Genomic DNA, 16,804 nt, shown 5'->3' with positions numbered 1-16,804 from the left:
TTTATCATTGTATTCACGCAAGGTATTAATTGATGGCATAAACAAAATGCAAACGAGCGTAATAAGCAGGGAGGAAACCAATGGTCACCGGTGACGGCACATATATTAAGAGAATCAATCGGAGTCTTATATTGCAAAAGATTATTGAATATGGAATGATTTCGCGCGCGGACCTTTCTAAAATCACGGGTCTGAACAAAGCAACGATATCTGTTCAAGTTGCGGATTTATTGGATGAGGAGCTCATTTACGAAACGACTCAGGAACATCATTCGATCGGAAGAAAACCGATTATGCTCTCTTTGAATCAACGTGTAGGTTATGTGTTGGGGATCGATCTCGATTATAAAACAATCACCTACACTTTATCTGATTTGCTCGGTAACCCTGTTCTTTCCGATACACTGGAGCTAACCACTCCTGATTACGAAGTAATCTTAGAATTTTTAAAAGCGCATATAAAAAAATATCAAGCGGATTGCACTGATTCGCGTTATGGCTTAGTCGGTGTGGTAATCGGCATACATGGAACCGTCAGCAATGACGAGACCATTAATTTTGTGCCCCAACATCAATGGCACAACAAAACGTTAAAAACCGATTTGGAAAAAGGTGTAGACGTCAATATTCACATTGAAAATAACGCCAACCTTTGTGCATTTGCCGAGCGAGTCTTTAATCACCATGACAGCGATCATTTGCTTTGTGTCACTATGTATTCAGGAATAGGATTAGGCATCATCATGGACGGCGATTTAATAAAAGGGGTTAATGGTTACGCGGGAGAAATGGGGCACATGATCATTTTTCCGGACGGGAACCCATGTAAATGCGGAAATAAAGGCTGCTGGGAACTATACGCCTCGGAAACGAGCCTGTTCACTTCCTTGAATAAAAAGGGGCATCCGGGCATTACTTATGATCAGTTGGAGCGCTTCATTTATGAACATGATTCGGTCGTATGCGAGGAAATGGACCACTTCATCAATCATCTATCGGTCGGTTTAAATAATATTATTAACTTATACAATCCCGAAACGATTGTGTTAAATAGTGATGTCTTGCAAATCTACCCCGAGGCAGTCGAGGCAATTGAAAATAATCTCCACTCTAATGTGAGTCAATATCACAGATTAGAAATATCGACGTTCGGGAAGAAAGCCACTGTAATGGGAGCTTGCGCCCTGGCTGCCAAACGATTTTTGGGGGTTCCGGAAATCACACTGGAATTAGCAAGTGAAAGAGATATTCTGAATACACAATAGAATTTTTTTATATAGCGCAACATAAAGCCAGGAACATAACTCCTGGCTTTTCTGCGATTACCTGAATTTTTAGAGGGACTTAATGGAAATCCTAGCCAACGCCTGCTCCGCTTCATTCGCATAGATCTCGTTCAATGCAAAGTCACCGAGTGCCACTACACCAACCAATTCGCCATTATCCACAACTGGCAATCGTCTGATTTGATTTTCGCCCATAAGGGTTGCGGCATCATGCACATCCATCTCCGTCCCGCCTGAAACGGGTTCTCGCGACATGCAGTCTTGACAATGGGTATGGCCATCTTTTCCGTGAGCGGTTGATCGCAAGGTGATATCCCGGTCGGTAATCATCCCCATCAATTGTCCGTTTTGAACGACCGGCAATGAGCCAACATTATGTTGCTCCATCAAAGCAGCTGCTTCTTGTATGGTTTGAGTTGGATCAATAGAAACCACGTTTCTCGCCATCATACTGCCTAAATTTTGATTTTGTGCCATTCGCCATTCCTCCTTTACTGTGCACAGTTTTTCCCGTATAGGTAAGAATATGTGCACAAATTAAATGGAGGACAGGGTTCCGCTGATAAATCGTCACTTTCGGCTGATAAAATTAATCCAACATATCATTTTCTTCGAAATAACGCTCCGCCCCGGGATGCAATGGCAAATCGTCCGAGCCGGTCGTAATCTCTTCCAAGTTCATATGCTGTCCCTGTTCGTGCGTGATTTCGTCCGCATTTTCATATAGTTCTTTTACTATTTCGTAGCCTAATTCTTCATCTATGTCTTCGGTTGATCCGATCAAAATCGCGTACGCCCCAATCGCATCAACATCATCATCCAAAAAGTCGTAGTCTTCTTCTTCGATGACAATATGCTCGTACATCGTCTCTTCTTCGATTTCCTCCAGTGCCTCAGGTTCTACCGATAACAAATCAATGTCTCGCTGCATGGACAGTTCCATAATGCTTCCCGTCGGCAATCCCAATAAACCGGATATTGCATCCACGTTTTCATCCTGCAAAAAGCTGGCTGCATCTCCAAACCCTTCTTCATACACTTCATAATCATCTTCTTCCAATCCATGCGCTTCAAGCACCGTTTCGGATGCGTCCTGGGAGGATGAATTCGGCAAACCGGTGTTGATCCTCATTCCCTCCAAGTCAGCAATGGAATCAACGCCGAGATCGGCAGCAACCGCAACTTGATTGGTTTCCGGATAGATGTAGCCCATAAACCCAAAATCATCGAACACTTCCCCTTGGAAGGGTCCTTCACCTTCGATCGCTTCCAATGCCGGAATGTGCACCGACATCCCCAGTTCCAAATCCTGATCGGAAACACGTGTGATATTTTCTACCGAGGCTTCCGTCGCTACCGAGCTTACTTCAAGGCCATCGACATGCTCATTCATGACATTCGCCATTTCTTGGCCCAACGTATAGTAATCGCCCCCGGTCGATCCTGAACCAAGTTGAATGGAGACACCGTCCCCGCCATTGCTCTCGCCTGTTTCGCTGTCTCCGGGGATATCATCATCTGCAACTTCCGGTGTGTCGCCTTCTTCATTACATCCGGACATAATCATTAGAACAACGGACATCGCCATCCATGTCGGGACGGACTTCTTCAATGGAATCCCCCCTTGTCTCATAGGCTCAACGTGCCACCGTCGATTTTGTGCTTGTGTAATCTTTCACCATTCGCTGCAGTGCTTTGTGCGAATCTCTCACTTCGAGGGTTTGATCAATAATCCCTTGGAGGGCCTCCACATCCTTATCGGATGCATTTAACAATGTCTTGGGGATGCTTTCCGCGATCTGCTGAAGATTCAAATCCTGGCTCACAACGAACGCCCACCTTTCTTTTGTGTTCTACCATCATTATTTTGACGAAAAGATTGATTATCCTGCAAAAAGAAGCAAATTTACATATTTTACTTTTTGACGATTAAATAAGTATTTTGACCCAATATAAACATAGGTCTAATTTATAGTTTTATTTTTTTAGAAAGGAATTTTCATTCTTTTGTGGAAAATATAACCACAAGCACAATGGGAGGGGATCTTTTTTGACAGCGCTAGAAACCATTTTTCTTGAAGCGATGGATCGTTTTCCTGATTGGGTTTATGCAGTCGCCGGTATTGTTTTTATTGCTGGCAGTGTCGTTCTAATGATTCAAGTAACGAGGATTTCGAATAAATTTGCCGACGTCGTTGGCCGTGAAGATCGTATCGGAACATTAGCCGAAACAAACGGACAGTTACAATCGAAACTCAAGGCATTGGAACATGTGCAAACACAATACGATTCTTCTTTAAATGAGTGCAGTATTTTTCTCGAAGAATTAAGGTATATCAAGGAAGCAGATGGCGATGAAAAATTTCATTTATCCGTAAATCTCATGAAAAAACTTGTGAACGCTGTTCCCGGCAATATGAGCATCACACCGGGTGCAAATCACCGATGTGCGCTATGGATGTATAATTCAGCGTCGGGAGAACTGGATTTTTTTACCGGAAGCGCTCAATTTCCAAATGACTACAAAGATGGCGGGCGGTCATTGGACATTAATAATACCGCCGGGGGAGGTGCTTTCGAAAATCCGAAAATTTATATATCGACGATGTGCAGGAAGATGATGACTGGAGCCCGAATGAACAATCAAAAAGTCATTACAACAGTTTAATTTGCATACCGATATTAAACTGGGGTATCATGACAATAGATGCCATGTCTCCCTTTTCACAAGAATCGCGAATGATTATTCAGGTGTATACAGATCTCATTACACTAGTGATCCTGGAAATGTATGACGGAGCGGTTCGATCCACATTTACTTATCAGCAAAGGTGGCGTGTATGACTATTGAGGATATCAACATGCGCATTAGCATCTTGAAGGATGCGTACCAAAGAAATATGGTTGAACCATCTGTATACAAAACAAAGATGGACGATTTACTTCGCCGGCGGAAATCACTGACAAAAAGAAAAATGGAAAGAGAGCAGCAAATGGAGCATACCATTCATTGGATGCGGGAAATGCTTGCGAATTAATACGGGCGGAGGCCCGTTTTTTTAAAATGACGAGACCCTTGCCTTCACCAAGAAAAAGCCAGGACACCGATCAGCGCCCTGGCCTTCTTTTCGTCTTTAGGTTTACCGGACATTCGTTCGTTTAAGCAGCTGCCGGAAAACGAACGTAATTAATGGCATCAACGGATAGAAACACTTGGTTTCCTGTTCCATATCCGTCGTTGACATCAACCGTGAGAACCAAATCACCGGTGACATTCACAAGGATGCCTTCGATCAAGTTGTTGTCGGTCGCGATTTCCACGATTGTGCCCAGACGATTCGCTAATTCATCACGAAAAAGATTTTCAAACATCAAAACATTCCTCCTTTACAGCTCGCTTACGAATTCAATGGCATCGATACGGACCAGTACTTGAGCACCAGTGTCATCCACCATCACAATATAGTCATCTTCAACAGAGATCAAAGTACCGGCCACTTCACCAAACGGCGTTGTGACCTGGATCTGATCGCCTACTAACGTCGACAATAGCTGTCGAAGCGTAGCCGGGGTCTCTGGTTCCGGCGGGAAAAATTTATCGGTCAGCCTTCCCGTCATATTGGCACTCCCTCCTCTGGATAGCCTCAGTTCGAGCAAACTTGTATTTAGGTCGGCAAGCTGGTTCACCAATCGAATGGATGCCGACTGTTCATTGTTCGCCATTGTAACCCTCCTCTCGTTTCTCTACCATATTATTTAATAAAAATTTCAATTGTATAGGATGCACCCTATTTTCAAGGCCTATTTACGGAAAAATCCTCAGTTGTCCACTAGCATTTGCCCCGGTCGACACAACAGCCTGATCAGCCGAATACGATAGACGAAAACACCGGTAAAGGGGCAACTGACATTGAGAAATATAACGGTTTTGCTGCTAGACTATCCGGACAATCAAACGTTGCAGGCAGCTTTGCATTCATTAAAGAACATCAGGCATCGCGTAAAATCAGTGGGCATCGTCCATCGGCCAAATGTTAACGTGCCACCATTAAAAGGATTTGAAAAACGGATTTGGACAACAGTCATTCCAGGACATGATTCGGGGATGGCATTAAACGAAGTCCTCAAGGAGATTCAGAGCACCTATGTATTATTTCTGAAAGACCGGGAGTACCTCGCTCCTTCCCTCGACCCGTCCACTTTATTTCTCACCCACGAGCAATCAGTTCTGACCCATGTGCAAAGCGTACGTAATATCCAATTTCGTGAACCGTTTCTTGTTAAAACCGAAACATTGAAAAAAAACTTGTTTTACACCTCGGCACAACTGCCATTTAAAGAAGCTTTATTGCCTTATTGGCTGTATGCCATCGACGAAAAACATGTGGTACCTAACGATGCTACATTTGTCCAAACGTTGAGAACGAGCAATTCCAAAGACCAGTTGGAAAAAGGGCTTTTTTTGCAAAAATTAGATAACCACGTTCCGGTTCAACAATCTCCTTCCCTTTCCGTTCTTATCTCCTGCTTTAACATGGACGCTTATGTGGGGAAGGCAATAGCTTCTTGCTTTTTTCAGCATACACAGCCGGATCAACTGTTGATCATCGATGATGGTTCCGAAGATCAATCTCTGGCTGAAATCGAAAAATGGCGGGGAATAAGTCGCGTGGAAATCATATGCAAAAAAAACGAAGGAAAAGCCAAGGCCCTTAATGATGCCTTGCCACATGTAAAAACGGATTTCGTTGTAGAACTAGATGCCGATGATTGGCTGGATCCGGATGCTTTATCTACGATAAAACAGAAGCTGCAACCACTTCCGAAAAATATCTCCTTGTTATATGGGAATTTTCGCAAGTGGAAACAACGGAACCGCGGCGATATTTTATTTAAATCAATAGCAAAAGGGAGACCCGTGCGAACGAGGCAGCAATTGCTCGCCTATCATTTCCCGCTTGGACCTAGAATTTATCGGACCGAAGATTTAAAGGCAGCAGGAGGATTTCCCGTCGTTTCTTTTGCCGAAGGTCGCTTATACGAAGACGTCAGTGTTTTATTGCAATTAATTAAGCATAAACGCTTCTTTTATCAAGATTTCACGGTTTATAACATGCGTGAACACGAGAAGAGCATAACGAAACAACATCAGCAAAAATGGCACACATTCAAAGAAAAACTGAAACGATCACTATGAATTTATCACGGTGATAAGTGCCCGTAAATCTCCCGCTTCAACCCCATAACCGGGAGATAACGGGCACTAACACCCCGATTGGTTCAACTAACCATCAGAGCCCACTCTGATGGAAGTTTCGCTTTATATACACGCAGATGATAGGCTTTCCCTTCATTGATAAACGCCGTTGCAAAAGGCAAGGAAAATAATAAGATGATAAAGCATTGGAATAGAGTTATTAATATGCAAGAAAGGAGCTTTGAATTGCACCATGGGAACAAAAAAATCGGTGTTATCGGTTTAGGTTACGTTGGTTTGCCCCTTGCATTATTATTCACGCAAAACAACCATCACGTAACCGGGATCGATACCGATGCCTACAAAATAAAGCAATTGCAAAAGGGAAAAAGCCATATTCCGGATATATCCGACACTGACATCACTTCCGCTTTAACTGCTGGAACGCTGACGGTAACGACGGATTATGATGTTGCAGCTTCTTTGGATATCATCATTATTTGTGTGCCCACGCCGTTATCAAACGACGGGAAGCCTGATTTGCGTTTCATAAAACAGGTAAGTGAAGCGCTCGTGCCGAGGTTGCAAAAACATCAACTTATTATTTTGGAAAGCTCGACCTACCCGGGAACCACTCGGGACGTCATCTTGCCAATCCTTGAAAAGAGCGACTTAGCGATCGGAGAAGATGTTCATCTCGGCTACTCTCCGGAGCGTATTGATCCCGGAAACGAATCGATGGAAGTGAAAGATATTCCGAAAGTGATTAGCGGCATCACGGACGATTGTTTTCGTCATGTATCTCGTTTTTACCGGTCCATCTTTACACAAGTGGTCCCCGCTTCATCCGTCGAAGTCGCGGAACTTTCCAAACTCTTGGAGAACAGTTACCGGTTTATTAACATTTCGTTCATCAACGAAATGGCCATGCTGTGCGACAAATTAGACATTAATCTGTGGGAAGCCATCGCTTCGGCCGGCACAAAACCTTACGGGTTTACGCCGTTTTTTCCGGGACCGGGCATTGGCGGTCACTGTATTCCTGTCGATCCTTTATATTTGTATTGGGTCGGCCAAAAGCACGGCTATCACCATCGATTTCTGTCTTTGGCCGAACACACCAACAACCAACTGCCCACTTATATCACCCGGCAAGTGCAGTCCCGCCTCGAACAAAAGAAAAACATCAAAGCCTCCAATATTTTGTTGTGCGGCATTGCTTACAAAAAAGACTCCAATGACGTGCGAAGTTCACCGGCGATTTCGATTATGAAAAACTTTCTCCAACTTGGTGCAAATGTTGTCTATCACGACCCTTATGTGCCCGAAGTGACGATTGACCAACAAACGTGCCATAGTGTCCCGCTAACCACCGAACAGCTGGAAGATGCCGACATTGTTATTTTTTTAACAGACCATTCCACGTTCCCCATGCAAAAAATCATGGACCATGCAACGCTAATCTATGACTCCAGAAATCAAACACAAGGGCTCAAAGGAAATGCTGATGTCATCGTTCTGGGTGGAGGAAAAGCTTAAATCTGGGAAAAGTCGGCCGCCATTAGATCGGGCGGTCCTTTTTTTTAAACGTATGATAGGAGGAAAACATCCATGATCTCCGTCATCACATGTACGAACCGTCCCCACATGATGAAACAAATCTTTAAAAACTATTCAAGTCAAAAGTTGAAAAACAAAGAGCTCATCCTCATTTTGAACAACGATACGATGGATATAAAAAAGTGGCAAAAAGCAGCCAAAAAGCACCCGAATGTGTCCGTTTATCAGCTGCCGGAGCGCTTATCCGTAAGCGAATGCAAAAACTTCGCGGTTAAACAATCCAATTATCGCTATATCGCCAAGTTTGATGACGATGATTATTACGCCCCGCCTTACTTAACCGCTGTATGGAAAGCTTTCCGCAGTCAAAAAAAAGCCGATATTGTAGGGAAAGGCAGCATCTATGTTTATTTTGAAAAAGAAAATTGCCTGGGCCTGCTGGGCTCCAAAGCCGAAAATGGGTTTACACCTCGTGTTGCCGATTCAACATTGGCGTTTAAAAAGGATATTTTTCCATACGTCCGTTTCACGAACATGAAAGTCGGGTCAGATAAACGATTTCAGATGGATGCTCGAGCGAAAGGATTTGCCATCTATTCGACCAATCGATATAACCATGCGGCCATTCGCGGGGCTAACGCTCATACGTGGCACATCAAAGACGATCAACTTATGGGTATATGTACGGAGACAATATATACGAAAGATTATAAGGCAATCGTAACGAAATTCAATAGGTGACCCACTTCGGGTTATGAAAAAGGCTTCGCTATTCAGAAAATTATTCGGAATACGAAGCCTTTTTTTTATAATGATGAGAAAAAATCTTCCCAATCCGATTTACATTTCTCCAACGTCCAGCCTTCTAAAATAGTTGCGCGTATATTGCCTGAAAGTTGCTTCTTCATTTCCGGATTGTTCTTCACCGTTTGCACCGCGTTTTTAATCGCGTTTGCATCTCTTTTTACGATGATTCCATTTCGTTTGTCACTAATTAACTCCGGCACAATACCGACGTTCGTGGAAATAATCGGTACACCGCAAGCGGCGGCTTCAAGCACGGGCAAAGGAATGTGCTCCGAAGTGCTGGAGCAAATAAAACAATCCAATTCCTGATAAAACGCCACCATTTCCTTTCGCGGAACTTTATCTTTGAACGTACGGATCTGCAGGTTCACGTTCATATCTTTGAGCGCGGAAATAACGAGGTCATACCCTTTCAATTCCCGGTAATTCTGTTGATCGATTCTCCCGACCCACCCGACCACGAAAGGGCGTTTCTTTTTCTTGCTTTCTGCAGGTTTGAAGTGCCGTGGGTCGACCCCTACCCTCGTTTTATTCGTGTGAACATGCCCCTTTAACATATCCACGATTTCATTGGATGCCGTATTTAGCCCGCGAAACAACTGAAGGAAGTCTACGTTGTATTTATCAAGAACCCGTAAAGACGTAATACCGGTGGCCATCTGCTTATATGGGATGTTTGTTTTCTCATGTAATTTTTTCGCGATGTTCACCGACATCGGATAAATAACGTCATACTGGTAGCGGTCGCTCCCTTTTACCCGATTGACATACTTCATTTCCAATTGAATCCGATCATAGGAAAGCGACAAAAGATCTTTGGCCCGATGATCGAATGCCCATCCCGGATTTCCCGGCACCAAAAGAATTTTCATCGACGATCATCAGCCTTTCGGTATTTGTTTAAAATAAGGTAAATGCTTGGCAATTAATTGATCAATACATCCATGGTATGCCTGGTTTTTTGCAATTTCTGTTCGTACCGGGATTTTTTTAATCCAATTCTCGCCCCTATCGATAGCCACCACAGAGATACCTTCTTTCGCTGCTTTGCACGCAACGACAGCATCCCTCATATTTTTATGGGCGAAATCCATCGGACTGATGGAGAAAGACTTCGTATGCATACAGGCGGTGCCGACGCCGGGGATCATGACGCGTCTCGGAACGGTCAGGCCTTTGTACGACACATACACTTCCGTCTTATTTTTGAATACATTTCGGACCGGGGCGTAGGCATTAAAATTTGAGCCGTGGACACAAGCGATCACTTGATCATCGTACTTTTTCATGAAAGTAATCATCTTATCCACGTAATCATCAGGATAAAGGAGATCATCGTCGACACAAAAGTAATAACCCGATGTTTGCGGAACGCCTCGAAGCGCCATTTGTCCGCCTTTGTTCCGATTGGAAAACGTAAGCCTGATCTTCTTTTCCTTTTTCAAAAAAGTTGGGCAATCACTTGCGCCGTTCACATGGATGAACATCTTATCACACTGTTTTAACAGGGACGGAACTATCATCTGTAATTGGTGGAAACGGCTAGGTACAGTGGCCATGCCGATATTAATCATTGCGCTCCCTCCTTAAGGCACAGCTGCAATGTTTGAATTTCCCTAATGGGGTTCGTTTTCTTCATCGCTTTGAATAACGGATCCTGAAAATAAAGCAGCAGTTGTTTTTTTAATCCATCGTAGGCAGGAAGTTGATGAAATGGGTTTTGGCGCCCATTTTCGACATAGGCTTTAAACCGCTCCGGACCGCTTCTTAAAATGCCTAAATGAAAACCGTGATGGGGGCGGTAATGATAGGCATCCAACCCATCAAATCCGATTTGTTGTTCAATCAATTGATACAACATTTCTTCGTCTCTTTTTAACGATTGAAAATCCTCTGTGATTCGCTCGGGATTATTTCGATAGTAAGCGAGGGTTTCTCCCATTTTCTGATAATACGGTTTTACGTTGAAAAAATGTAATCCGGTTAATCGTTTAGAATTGGGTCGTACTTGATTGCTGTAAGGCAGCCCTGTTTTTTGGCAGTGCGCCACATGGCCTTCTAACAAAGAAGGGCTTTCTTTTACAATCAAAAAATCCACATCGCCGACGTAGACATTTTCAAAAGCTTGGAATTCATGGTATGGAAGTAAAAAACGCTTCACCTTGTTTTCTACCGTACGTTTCACGTTACGGTTCGTGAAGTAGTTTTCCTTCACTTCAAAATTCGTGGACAGTTGCTCGCGAATCAATTGCAGACAGGTGTTTTCTTGTTTGGATAGACGGGTGTTCGTAAATATTTTCACATAATAGTCCGGATAACTCGTTAAAATGCTGTATATATAGTACGGAATATATTTTGTGTAATTGCCGAACACAAAAACGGTGATACAGAGTGATTTCATGGTCTCTCTCCTCATTTGTTTTGCTTTTGACTGCATATTATATGGGAGAAAAAACCTTTTGAAATAGGTGCATTTCACGGGATTTTCGAAAAAAGGGCGCTAATGATCTTCGTTTAGAAAAAACAACGTCTTCAGCCAATCGTCCATCGTTTTCTCCACCGTAAAGTGATTCACGATCCGTTTCCTTGCCTCTTTCCTCAACGCTGCGTGAAAAGATGGGTCATTTCTGATTTCCTTGATTTTTTGAGCGAAGCGGACAGGCTGCCTGCTGTTTAGAATGAGCGATCGGCACTGAGGTCCGGCCACCTCTTTGACATAGCCAACATTCGTGGATAACACTGGAACACCTGAAGCATATGCTTCCAATGCAGGCGCGGGTCCACCCTCATTGGAAGAAGTAATCAACAGCAGATCCAATTGCTGATAAAAGGCAGGCATCTTATCGATCGTCATCGGTGATGACCGCGTTGCTTCGACGAACTTAATCGCCGGATCTGCACGAAAGGTTTTTACAATTTTTCGGTGCAAGGTATGATAATTTTTAACCTTTCTATTTTCATTTCCAACCCAACCGACGACGAATGTATCTTTGTTCTTATATGGGCGTCTCGGCCGAAAAAGCCCGCTATCTACGAACGGACGGATATAGTTCACCCGCTTACCCGGAAGCAGGTGCTTTACTTCATGGGCTAATTTAGGGTTTATGGCTCCAAACTGCCGCGGTTTGGCCATAACTTCTTTGATGAAACGGTGATTGATTTTAATCGAATCTTTCCATTCCTGATAGACGCGATGATTGTTCAAAAAATAATTGTATGATCCAATTTGGGACGTATCAACGCGAATGTTTCGTCGGATAAGTACCTGGGCAATGCCGAGTCCCAATGTTGCAATAACCCTGTAAGACGCGTTTATATAATTGGCCCCTCGTTTATTTGCTAAAGCTTTCACCTCATTTATGGAGGAAATGTTGAGCTGCGGATGATTGGCTTGAATCACCTTTGCTTTTTCCCCCAACACCCACCAATCCAAATCGTACACGAGCAAGTGCTTGCCCATTGTATCCCCTTCCCCCGGTGTTTCCGTTGCTCATACCTATGCATAGCTTAATCGCGGCATACACGTCACCCCAAATTTTTCTATTTTCCATCCTTGTCTATTTCACAGATACGGACACGGCATAAAATACTGAAGGATATTTTACAATCTGGAGGCTGTTTCGAAATGACCAATTATCTAGTTACAGGGGGAGCGGGTTTTATCGGCTCCCACCTTGTCCGTTCGTTACTCGGCAAGGATACACATGTCAAAGTGCTTGATAATTTTAATACGGGCAAAATAAGACATTTGCATGACATGTTTGATGATATAGAGTTCATTGAGGGGGATTTCACTGATCCTGAAACCGTGAAAAAAGCGGTGCAAAATGTGGATGTTATTTTTCATCAAGGGGCCGTCCCGTCCGTTCCGAAATCCATCAAAGATCCAATGACGACCCACTACGCGAATGTTACGGGAACGCTGCAGCTTTTGCATGCTGCTGTTAAAGCAGGGGTCCGTCGATTTATTTATGCCGCATCGTCCTCGGCATACGGAAATAGCGTTGTCCTGCCGAAACGTGTGGATATGCCAACGTCCCCCTGTCTCCCTATGCGGTAAGCAAGTACGCGGCAGAGCGTTATTGCAAAGCTTTTTATGAAGTTTATGGGTTGGAAACGGTCTCTTTGCGGTATTTCAATGTTTTCGGCCCGAATCAAGACCCTCATTCGGAATATGCTGCTGTGATTCCCAGATTTATTCTTGCATTATTACACAATCAACCTCCGCTCATCTATGGCGATGGCAAACAATCGCGGGATTTTACGTATATTGATAATGTCGTTTCCGCCAATTTGCTGGCAGCTAAAGCCCCGAAACTTCAAGGGGAAGCAGTTAACATCGGAAGCGGCGAGCGCATAGATTTAGTGACACTTGCCAAAAAAATAAACAAAATACTAGGGACGGATATTCTGCCCCACTTTACATCCGAACGGGCAGGGGATGTCATGCACTCGCTGGCGGACCTACGGTTCGCTGAAAACTTAATTGGCTACCGTCCTATCGTTTCATTTAGCGACGGGCTTAAGCATACCGCAAACGGCTTAAAAAAAGAGTTTATGCCTTAAAAGAAAAATAGTTACTAGTTACCCTCTATGAGCCGCCCCCGTTTTTTCGCTCCTTTCATATATAAATACTATACAAGAAAGGAGTTGTTTGGTTTGCAAAAAATCTATATTGATCCGGGACACGGCGGAAGTGACACTGGTGCCACGGGAAACGGACTGAACGAGAAAGATATTGTGCTAGACATTGGTCACCAGATGAGTGTCTATCTTCGCGAAAACTACGAGGGCATGTATCGTAGAATGTCCCGCACGGATGATACGGATGTTTCCTTGCAAGATCGCACCGATGATGCAAACAATTGGGGGGCGGACGTGTTTATCTCTATTCACGCCAACGCACTGGACGGAAGTGTAAGAGGATTTGAAACATTTATTCATACGAGCAACCCGACCGGTGCCAGTGATCTGCAAAGTGTCATGCATCCCCAAATTTTGGACGAGATGCACACATTTGATTCCTCGATTCCCGACCGTGGAGAGCAAACGGCTAACTTCCATGTTTTAAGGGAAACCCGGATGTCGGCAATATTAACGGAAAACTTATTTATTGATAACACCGGCGATGCTGCACTACTGCAAGATCCGGATTTTATCGCAGCCGTGGCTGCAGCTCATGCTGAGGCTGTCGCCGAGTTTTTAAACTTAACGCCGATTGACAACGGCGATGATGATGATGATAATGACGATGACAACGATGATAATGAGGACGGCTTTACATTCCAACATTGGGATGGTTCCATCATTCGCCACGGAGACCTAGGGGACCATGTGGAAGAGCTGCAACAACGTTTAGTCGATATCGGCTACAGGCTTCCTCAATTCGGTATCGACGGCATTTTTGGCGCGGAAACCGCCGGGGCTGTCCGCACTTTCCAACGAGAAGCCGGCATTGGCGTGGATGGCATTCCCGGTCCGGAAACACACGAAGCATTGGAAACTCATATTGACACCTTTACTTTCCATCAATGGGATGGGTCCATCATTCGCCACGGAGACCAGGGTGCTCATGTAGAAGAACTGCAACAGCGTTTAGTGGATCTTGGCTACGGACTGTCACAATTCGGTATCGACGGCATTTTTGGCGCGGAAACCGCCGGGGCTGTCCGCGCATTCCAGCAAGATGCCGGAATTGGCGTGGATGGCATTCCCGGTCCGGAGACGCAGAGGGCATTGCGTAGATAACCAGTCAGTCCCGCTGATGCTCATGCTCCCACTTTTCTTTTAATAAAAGTGGGAGTTTATATCTGTAAGATAATGGTTTTTGCCGGGATAGTTTAATATTAAAAAGATTACTCGTTTTGTATAATGGGAATAGGGACAGGGGTACATATTATGTTCCTAATTATTCATTGGAGGTTCAGCATGAAAAAAAGACCGATGGAAATGGAAGACTTGTTTCAGTTGGTTCAATATTCCGATCCCCAAATTGATCATACCGGCGGGACGTACGTCTTCACCGGCCGTGAGATTAACGAAAATCAAGACTATACGGAGCATCTCTTCGTGCAGAATGTCCACCATGGGGATCCCCGGCAATGGACATTCGGAAATGTCAGAGACCGTTTTCCGCGCTTCTCCCCGGATGATCAAACGATTGTTTTCTTATCCAATCGCAGTGGGATCGATCAACTTTGGGGCATGTCGACCAACGGCGGCGCTCCGAAGCAGTTAACTTACTTGGAGCATGGGGCCGGAAAGCCTCATTGGTCCCCGGACGGACGCTATCTCTTGTTTGCGGCATCCGTAGAAACAGACCGGGCGTTCACTGAACAAGTGGAAAAAACAAGAGAAGAGCGACAAAAAGATGCAAAGAAGAAAGAACCATTGAGAATTGAGCGCCTTAAATATAAATCTGATGCTTCGGGCCTCCATGACCAAAAGCACCAGCAGCTGGTCCTCTTTGATGTCGAAACGAAAACGAGTGAACAACTGACGACTAATGGGGTGGACCACAATGTCGGCGGATGGTCTCCGGATGGAGAGAAAATCGCGTACACAGCGAACTTAAAAGGAGACAGTCACATCGGCCAAGACATCTTTGTACAACCAATCGGGAAAAGTGGAGAAACGAGACAGATTACATCTTCGGACGGCTCGTATCACGGGGTATCCTGGTCCCCCGCCGGTTCGAAAATCGCTTGTTTCGGCCATACGTACACGCATGGCGGAGCGACACAAAATAAAATTTGGGTCATCGATGTATGCAACGGAGAGAAAAAACTGCTCACACCCGATGTTGATTTCGAAATCGGCGACGCCATGATCAGCGATTTCCAATCGGGGCAACATAATCCGGGACCTCTCTGGGTTGATGAGGATTCCGTTGTATTTACCGCCAGTCGCGAGGGACGGACAGGTATTTTTAAAAGCTCAATAAACGGCAAGATGCAAACAATATTTGAAGAAAACCGGCATGTCTATGCCTTTTCATTGCATCGGGAAACCGGAACGTTCGTCGCCGGTATCAGCAGCCCGACAGATCCAGGCAACTTTTATAGCGTTTCACTGGACGGCGAGTCCGTCAAGAAGCGAACGTACGCTAATGATGCTTACCTTTCTGCACTTCAGTTGCAAGAACCACACACCCTCCACTTTTCCGCAAAGGATGGCTGGGAAATAGAGGGCTGGCTGCTTTATCCTTATCCCTATGATCCGGGGAAAAAATATCCCCTCATTCTCGAAGTCCACGGGGGACCCCACGCGATGTACGGGTATTCATTTTTTCATGAATTACAAGTATTGGCCGGAGAAGGGTACGCGGTCTTGTACACAAACCCAAGGGGGAGCCATGGGTACGGACAACGTTTCGTCGATGCAGTGCGCGGGGATTACGGCGGAAACGACTACACGGATCTTATGACAGCAGTGGATGAAACTGTTAATCGCTATTCATTCATTGATGAAACGCGATTGGGGGTTACCGGCGGAAGCTATGGAGGTTTTATGACGAACTGGATCGTCTCCCATACCAATCGATTTAAAGCTGCGGTTACGCAACGTTCGATTTCGAATTGGTTGAGCTTTTATGGGGTTAGCGATATTGGTTATTATTTTACGAAATGGGAAATCGGTGAACACTTACTGGACGACCCGGTGAAACTGTGGAACCATTCGCCGCTGAAATACGCACGAGACGTAGAAACGCCAATTCTTATTTTACACGGGGAAGATGACCTTCGCTGCCCGATTGAACAAGCGGAACAGTGGTTCACTGTGCTAAAATCTTATGGAAAAGAAGCAGTGTTTGTGCGTTTTCCAGATGCCAACCATGAGTTAAGCCGCAATGGACTTCCGCGCTTGCGGGCAGCGAGACTTGCGGAAATTGTCCACTGGTTTAACAGCCGACTCTATTAGAAAACTCGGCTTGTCGCCAAGCCTTTAAGGGTCG

The 16,804-nt window shown here is 44.7% G+C and carries 18 protein-coding genes and 1 pseudogene; 10 read left to right on the top strand and 9 right to left on the bottom strand.

The window, feature by feature from the left end; genetic code table 11:
- Positions 1-80 precede the first annotated feature (80 nt).
- Positions 81-1,265 carry an ROK family protein gene (locus EPH95_RS18290; RefSeq protein WP_142091370.1) on the top strand — a complete coding sequence of 395 codons (1,185 nt, stop codon included), beginning with the start codon at positions 81-83 and terminating at the stop codon, positions 1,263-1,265.
- Between the two features lie 69 nt (positions 1,266-1,334).
- On the opposite strand, the gene EPH95_RS18285 is transcribed toward EPH95_RS18290, so the two are convergent.
- The 3 genes from EPH95_RS18285 to EPH95_RS18275 all read right to left on the bottom strand — a co-directional run bounded on the left by EPH95_RS18285 (position 1,335) and on the right by EPH95_RS18275 (position 3,112).
- On the bottom strand, positions 1,335-1,763 hold the full coding sequence (locus tag EPH95_RS18285) for a CBS domain-containing protein (RefSeq protein WP_142091369.1): 429 nt from the start codon (positions 1,761-1,763) through the stop codon (positions 1,335-1,337).
- A 112-nt stretch (positions 1,764-1,875) separates the two neighbouring features.
- The gene (locus EPH95_RS18280) at positions 1,876-2,898 is read right to left on the bottom strand and encodes a TAXI family TRAP transporter solute-binding subunit (protein WP_227003981.1); all 1,023 of its coding nucleotides are present in this window, start codon (positions 2,896-2,898) and stop codon (positions 1,876-1,878) included.
- A 25-nt stretch (positions 2,899-2,923) separates the two neighbouring features.
- A complete protein-coding gene (locus EPH95_RS18275; RefSeq protein WP_142091367.1) occupies positions 2,924-3,112 on the bottom strand; it encodes a hypothetical protein in 189 nt (62 codons plus the stop codon).
- 224 nt (positions 3,113-3,336) lie between these two features.
- On the opposite strand from EPH95_RS18275, the gene EPH95_RS18270 reads away from it, so the two are divergent.
- The 3 genes from EPH95_RS18270 to EPH95_RS18260 are packed head-to-tail and all read left to right on the top strand — an operon-like array spanning position 3,337 to position 4,324.
- On the top strand, positions 3,337-3,954 hold the full coding sequence (locus EPH95_RS18270; RefSeq protein ID WP_142091366.1) for a hypothetical protein: 618 nt from the start codon (positions 3,337-3,339) through the stop codon (positions 3,952-3,954).
- Positions 3,894-4,130 carry a hypothetical protein gene (locus tag EPH95_RS19890; protein WP_405127404.1) on the top strand — a complete coding sequence of 79 codons (237 nt, stop codon included), beginning with the start codon at positions 3,894-3,896 and terminating at the stop codon, positions 4,128-4,130. The genes EPH95_RS18270 and EPH95_RS19890 overlap by 61 nt, the downstream gene beginning before the upstream one ends.
- Complete coding sequence (locus EPH95_RS18260) at positions 4,127-4,324, top strand: hypothetical protein (RefSeq protein WP_142091365.1); 198 nt, start codon at positions 4,127-4,129, stop codon at positions 4,322-4,324. Before EPH95_RS19890 ends, EPH95_RS18260 begins: the two co-directional genes overlap by 4 nt.
- 121 nt (positions 4,325-4,445) lie before the next feature.
- Here the strand turns inward: EPH95_RS18260 and EPH95_RS18255 are convergent, their stop codons facing one another.
- Entirely contained in the window at positions 4,446-4,658 is a 213-nt protein-coding gene (locus EPH95_RS18255) for a hypothetical protein (protein WP_142091364.1), read from the bottom strand.
- A gap of 15 nt (positions 4,659-4,673) precedes the next feature.
- Positions 4,674-4,904, bottom strand: a complete 231-nt coding sequence (locus tag EPH95_RS18250; protein WP_160141854.1) for a DUF2642 domain-containing protein — start codon at positions 4,902-4,904, stop codon at positions 4,674-4,676.
- 292 nt (positions 4,905-5,196) lie between these two features.
- Here EPH95_RS18250 and EPH95_RS18245 point away from each other — a divergent pair, with 292 nt between their 5' ends.
- From EPH95_RS18245 to EPH95_RS18235, 3 genes are all read left to right on the top strand, one after another.
- On the top strand, positions 5,197-6,483 hold the full coding sequence (locus EPH95_RS18245) for a glycosyltransferase family 2 protein (RefSeq protein WP_142091362.1): 1,287 nt from the start codon (positions 5,197-5,199) through the stop codon (positions 6,481-6,483).
- 225 nt (positions 6,484-6,708) lie between these two features.
- Complete coding sequence (locus EPH95_RS18240) at positions 6,709-8,022, top strand: nucleotide sugar dehydrogenase (RefSeq protein WP_142091683.1); 1,314 nt, start codon at positions 6,709-6,711, stop codon at positions 8,020-8,022.
- Positions 8,023-8,094: 72 nt separating this feature from the next.
- Positions 8,095-8,784, top strand: coding sequence for a glycosyltransferase family A protein (locus EPH95_RS18235; protein WP_142091361.1), 690 nt, complete (start codon positions 8,095-8,097; stop codon positions 8,782-8,784).
- Between the two features lie 65 nt (positions 8,785-8,849).
- Here the strand turns inward: EPH95_RS18235 and EPH95_RS18230 are convergent, their stop codons facing one another.
- The 4 genes from EPH95_RS18230 to EPH95_RS18215 form a co-directional block, all read right to left on the bottom strand.
- Entirely contained in the window at positions 8,850-9,722 is an 873-nt protein-coding gene (locus EPH95_RS18230; protein ID WP_142091360.1) for a glycosyltransferase family 4 protein, read from the bottom strand.
- 9 nt (positions 9,723-9,731) lie between these two features.
- The gene (locus tag EPH95_RS18225; protein ID WP_142091359.1) at positions 9,732-10,424 is read right to left on the bottom strand and encodes a glycosyltransferase; all 693 of its coding nucleotides are present in this window, start codon (positions 10,422-10,424) and stop codon (positions 9,732-9,734) included.
- The gene (locus EPH95_RS18220) at positions 10,421-11,251 is read right to left on the bottom strand and encodes a hypothetical protein (protein WP_142091358.1); all 831 of its coding nucleotides are present in this window, start codon (positions 11,249-11,251) and stop codon (positions 10,421-10,423) included. Before EPH95_RS18220 ends, EPH95_RS18225 begins: the two co-directional genes overlap by 4 nt.
- Positions 11,252-11,350: 99 nt before the next feature.
- Positions 11,351-12,310, bottom strand: a complete 960-nt coding sequence (locus EPH95_RS18215; RefSeq protein ID WP_142091357.1) for a glycosyltransferase family 4 protein — start codon at positions 12,308-12,310, stop codon at positions 11,351-11,353.
- Between the two features lie 165 nt (positions 12,311-12,475).
- Between EPH95_RS18215 and EPH95_RS18210 the strand changes: the two are divergent.
- From EPH95_RS18210 to EPH95_RS18200, 3 genes and pseudogenes are all read left to right on the top strand, one after another.
- Positions 12,476-13,416, top strand: a pseudogene (locus EPH95_RS18210) (SDR family oxidoreductase).
- Positions 13,417-13,509: 93 nt separating this feature from the next.
- Complete coding sequence (locus EPH95_RS18205; RefSeq protein WP_160141853.1) at positions 13,510-14,598, top strand: N-acetylmuramoyl-L-alanine amidase; 1,089 nt, start codon at positions 13,510-13,512, stop codon at positions 14,596-14,598.
- 180 nt (positions 14,599-14,778) lie between these two features.
- The gene (locus EPH95_RS18200) at positions 14,779-16,770 is read left to right on the top strand and encodes a S9 family peptidase (protein ID WP_142091355.1); all 1,992 of its coding nucleotides are present in this window, start codon (positions 14,779-14,781) and stop codon (positions 16,768-16,770) included.
- The last annotated feature ends 34 nt before the right edge of the window (positions 16,771-16,804 follow it).

This window comes from Salicibibacter halophilus, assembly GCF_006740705.1.
Lineage (GTDB): Bacteria > Bacillota > Bacilli > Bacillales > Marinococcaceae > Salicibibacter > Salicibibacter halophilus.
Note: the sequence above shows the minus strand (reverse complement) of the source record. Positions and strands in the feature narration are given on the sequence as shown.